The sequence below is a fragment of the uncultured Amaricoccus sp. genome, assembly GCF_937858865.1.
In the GTDB taxonomy this organism is placed as follows: domain Bacteria; phylum Pseudomonadota; class Alphaproteobacteria; order Rhodobacterales; family Rhodobacteraceae; genus Amaricoccus.
In genome coordinates this window covers 1-4,266 of record NZ_CALLYO010000043.1, presented here as the reverse complement: position 1 = coordinate 4,266, position 4,266 = coordinate 1, and the positions used below count along the sequence as shown (strand labels likewise).

Annotated in this window: 4 protein-coding genes; 1 reads left to right on the top strand and 3 read right to left on the bottom strand. The window is 68.8% G+C overall.

The window, feature by feature from the left end:
• Nucleotides 1–79 precede the first annotated feature (79 nt).
• The 3 genes from Q0112_RS01150 to Q0112_RS01140 form a co-directional block, all read right to left on the bottom strand.
• Nucleotides 80–1,222 carry an ABC transporter substrate-binding protein gene (locus Q0112_RS01150; RefSeq protein WP_297970350.1) on the bottom strand — a complete coding sequence of 381 codons (1,143 nt, stop codon included), beginning with the start codon at nucleotides 1,220–1,222 and terminating at the stop codon, nucleotides 80–82.
• A gap of 77 nt (nucleotides 1,223–1,299) precedes the next feature.
• Nucleotides 1,300–1,749 carry a cupin domain-containing protein gene (locus tag Q0112_RS01145; RefSeq protein WP_297970349.1) on the bottom strand — a complete coding sequence of 150 codons (450 nt, stop codon included), beginning with the start codon at nucleotides 1,747–1,749 and terminating at the stop codon, nucleotides 1,300–1,302.
• Nucleotides 1,750–1,786: 37 nt separating this feature from the next.
• Nucleotides 1,787–3,013, bottom strand: coding sequence for a flavin-dependent oxidoreductase (locus Q0112_RS01140; RefSeq protein ID WP_297970352.1), 1,227 nt, complete (start codon nucleotides 3,011–3,013; stop codon nucleotides 1,787–1,789).
• Nucleotides 3,014–3,158: 145 nt separating this feature from the next.
• Between Q0112_RS01140 and Q0112_RS01135 the strand changes: the two genes are divergently transcribed.
• Nucleotides 3,159–4,184: a helix-turn-helix domain-containing protein gene (locus tag Q0112_RS01135; protein ID WP_297970347.1), complete on the top strand. Its 1,026-nt coding sequence runs from the start codon at nucleotides 3,159–3,161 to the stop codon at nucleotides 4,182–4,184.
• The last annotated feature ends 82 nt before the right edge of the window (nucleotides 4,185–4,266 follow it).

Genomic DNA, 4,266 nt, shown 5'->3' with positions numbered 1-4,266 from the left:
GAGTACGCCGTCCTCCACGACGCACCGGCCCCCAAGCGCCGCACCGGCTCCTGAGCCCCTCGGGGGCGCGCACCTCGCCCTATTGCATCGGGCACTCGGCCGCGTAGGCGTCCTGATGATCCTCGAGGACGACCCGGATGACCTTGTTGGTGAATTGGCCGCCTTCCTTGACGACCTCGCGCAGGTACATGTCCTGGATCGGATGGTTGTTATTGCCGAACCGGAAATCGCCCCGGACCGAAGCGAAGTCGGCCGCCTTCAGCGCCGCCCGGAACGCCGCCGGATCCTCGACGCTCGCGCTCTCGGTTGCCGAGAGGATCAGGTTGGCGGTGTCGTAGCCCTGGCTGGCGAAGGCCGAGGGAAGGCGGCCGTACTCCGCCTGGAACGCCGCGACGAAACGCATGTTCGCCGCGTTGTCGAGGTCGGGCGACCATTGCGAGGTGTTCTTCGCGCCGAGCGCGGCGTCGCCCATCGCGGGCAGGATCTCCTGGCTGAACGACCAGCCCGGCCCGAGCAGCTCGATGCCGACCTCCGACTGGGCGTACTGCTTCACGAAGGCGATGCCCATGCCCCCGGGCAGGAAGAAGAAGACCGCATCCGCGCCGCTCGCCTTGATCTGGGCGATCTCGACGGCATAGTCGGTCTGGCCGAGCTTGGTATAGAGCTCGCCGGCGAGCTCGCCCTTGTAGAAGCTCTTGAAGCCGTTCATCGTGTCGACGCCGGCCGGATACTTCGGGGCCAGCAGGAAGACCTTCTCGTATCCCTCCTCGGTCGCGTAGGCGCCCGCCGCCTCGGCCAGCATGTCGGTCTGGAAGGCGACGTTGAAGTAGTTCTCGTTGCACTGCCGGCCGGCGAGAGCCGACGGACCGGCATTGGGGGAGAGGTAGAAGGTGCCCTGCGCGACGGCGCCCGGCACCACCGCCATGGCGAGGTTCGACCACAGGATGCCGGTCAGGATGTCGACGTCCTCGCTCTGGATCATCCTGTCGGCGATCTGGACCGCGAGGTCCGGCCGCCTGCCGTCGTCCTCGACCAGCACCTCGACCTCGTTCCCCTCGGCGAGCTTGAGCGCAAGCATGAAGCCGTCGCGCACCTCGACGCCGATGCCGGCGCCGTCGCCCGAGAGCGTCGTGATCATGCCGACCTTCACGGGTTCGGCCAGGGCCGCTCCGCCGAGCCCGAAGGCGAGCGCGCAAGCAGCCGTCGCAGCTGTCTTTTTCATCCTAACCCCTTCCTGTTGTCTCCGGATGCGCGCGTCCTTCCGATCGCGCGCATCGCCTGCGGGCGCTTCGCGCCCCGTCACTTCTCGGGCGGCAGAAAGGTGACCTCGTGCGCGGCAGCGATGCGCACCACCTCTTCCGGGTCCCCCACGTTGTGGATCTTCTGGAACAGGTCCCACAGCTTGGCCGTCGGCGACACCCAGAACAGGCACTTCACCGGCTGGCCGGACTTGTTGAAGATGCCGTGCATGATGCCGCGCGGCATGCATACGAGATCGCCCGGGCCCGCCTTGGTCTCCTTGCCGTCGAGGATGAGCTCGAAGTTGCCTTCCAGCAGGTAGATGAACTCGTCCTGGGTGTGGTGGATGTGCGGGGGCACGAAGGTGCCGGCCGGAAAGGTGGCGTGCCAGGAGAACGAGCTCTCCGAAAGATGCTTCGGCACATAGGTCTGGCCGAGGATGCTCCAGCTGAGATCGTCGACGCCGGTGTTCGCCCGGCGGACGCCCGCCGGCAAGGCTGGTATGGTCATGGGTGGCTCTTCCTTGTGTGGTCGTGATGAACGGCAGTTACGAACGGGGGGTGTCGGCGGCGAAGCCGGCCATCTGCGCATAGCCCGAGACGATCTCCCTCAGCTCCGCGTCGCTGATGACGTCGGCCAGCTGGTCGAAGCCGTTCGGCGCGCGCCGCTCGACCTCGTCGATCGCGCCTTCCGGCCCCCCGCGGCGGTTGGACTGCACGACCGCCGCGGTCTTGGGCAGGCGGTCGGCCTCGTAGGCGGCCAGCCCGGCGCCCGGATGCTCGGCCGCCACCAGCGCGTCGGCCAGGGCGCGGGCGTCGACGACCGCCTGGCTCGCGCCGTTCGACCCGACCGGATACATGGGATGTGCCGCGTCGCCGAGCAGCGTGACCCTGCCTCGGGTCCACCACGGGAGGGGGTCGCGGTCGGCCATCGGATACTCGAAGAACTCCGCCGTGTCGGCGACGAGGGCGTTGAGGTCGATCGGGAGATCGCGGAAGGCATCGAGATGCGGCCGGAGCTCCGCCATCTCCCCCCTGCGGTTCCAGTCCTCGCGCCGGGGCGCCGCGCTGCCCGCCTCGGCCTGGCGGTAGGTCACGACCCAGTTCAGCAGCTGCTTCCCGTCCGGCTCGATCGGGCCGATCGGATAGAGGACCAGCTTGTGGGAGAAGCCGCCCGCGATGATCATGCTGCGGCCATCGGCGAAAGGGGCGCGCCGGGTCGCCCCGCGCCACATCATGATCCCGTTCCAGCGAAGCCCCGGCTCGTCCGGGAAGAGGGCGGCGCGGGTGACCGAATGGATGCCGTCGCAGCCCACCAGGACGTCGGCCGCCGCCTCGTGGCTCTCGCCGTCCGGGGCCGCGAAGGTCGCGGTGACGCCGGCTTCGTCCTGGCGGAACCCGGTGAGGCGCTGGCTCATCGAGACGACGTCGGGCCCGAGCCGCTCGATCACCGCCTCGAGCAGGAGGTTCTGCAGGTGGCCGCGGTGGATCGAGAACTGCGGCACGTCCAGCCCGGCGTCGATGCCGCGAAGCTCGCGCCAGACCTCCTGGCCGAAGCGGTTGGCATAGGTCAGCTCCCGCGTGCGGACGCCGACCGCGTCGAGCGCCGGCAGGAGGCCGATCGTGCTGAGCTCGCACACCGCATGGGGCAGCAGGTTGATCCCGACGCCGAGCGGCCGGATCTCGGGCGCCGCCTCGTGGACCCGGCAGGGGATGCCGCGCTCGTGAAGCATCAGGGCAAGCGTCAGGCCACCGATGCCCGCACCGGCAATCATTACCTTCATAGGTAGTCTCCTCCCCAAGAGGCGCTCCGGGTGCCGGGTCTCGCCGCCACCTCCGGACACCACCGCGCTCCAATACCCGCCCCGGTCTCGGACGGTCTTGTCTCTGCGCGCAGGCTCGCTTGGATCTCGGTGCACCTTGACCTCCGCCAGGGCGCGGGTGACACTCGATCGGGCCGGAGGATGCCGCCTCCCGACGATCTGGCGCGTTATGGAATCTTTCTCGACGCAGGGGGTTCACGCCGCCAGTCGGTTTCTCCACTGGCGCGACGCCGTATGGCGGTTCTATCCGCGCGTCGAACTGAGTACCGACGCGGCGGACGGCTTTGCCGGCGCGATCTCGACCAGGATGCTCGGATCGATGCGCGTGACCGAGGTCAGCTCCGGGGCGCAGGTGGTGCGCCGTTCGGCGCGCGACATCGCCCGCTACCGCGAGGACGTCCTGCAGCTGAACTTCCAGGTCGCCGGCGACAGCTCCCTGCGCCAGGACGCGCGGGAATGCGTCGCCACCCCGGGGACCTTCGTCCTATACGACAGCACCAGGCCCTACGAGCTGCGCTTCAGCGGACCGTTCAAGCAGCTCTCGATCAAGCTGCCGCGCGCCGACTTCCGGACCCGCTATGGCAGCATGGACGACTTCACGGCGCGCGTCATCGACGGAACGACCGGCTCGGGCCGCTTTCTCTTCGGCTTCGCCCAGCAGTTGGTGCCGCAGGCAAACGCCGACGCCCTGTTGGAGACCCGTCTGCAGGATCACTTCGGCGACCTGCTCATGACCGCGATTCGCGACATGCTGGGGACCGTGGACAGGCTCGGCCGTTCGGCGACGCTGGTCCGGGTCAAGACATACATCCTTTCGCATCTGCGCGACCCCGAGCTCGCTCCGGAGACGATCGCCGCGGCGACCGGCCTCTCCAAACGCAGCCTGCATGCGCTCTTCGAGTACGAGCAGACCACCCTGTGGCGCTGGCTCCAGGCGCGCCGGCTGGCGCGCTGCAAGGCCGACATCGAGGATCTCGGCCCCCCGCCGCGCTCGATCAGCGACATCGCCTATTCCTGGGGCTTCTCCGACGCGGCGCATTTCAGCCGGCTCTTCCGCAAGGCGTACGGCGTCTCGCCGCGCGATTGCCGCCAGGCCGCCGAGAACAGGCGGTCCGCCGGCTGACACGGCGCGCCCCAGAGCATCTCAGCGCACCGCGCCGTGGTAGAAGAACATCCCGAGCCCGCTGGTGAAGATGATCCCGCCC

Bases quoted from the DNA above. Each gene is read 5' to 3' on its own strand.
- Q0112_RS01150 (WP_297970350.1), bottom strand. From the start codon at position 1,222: ATGAAAAAGACAGCTGCGACGGCTGCTTGCGCGCTCGCCTTCGGGCTC.
- Q0112_RS01145 (WP_297970349.1), bottom strand. From the start codon at position 1,749: ATGACCATACCAGCCTTGCCGGCGGGCGTCCGCCGGGCGAACACCGGC.
- Q0112_RS01140 (WP_297970352.1), bottom strand. From the start codon at position 3,013: ATGATTGCCGGTGCGGGCATCGGTGGCCTGACGCTTGCCCTGATGCTT.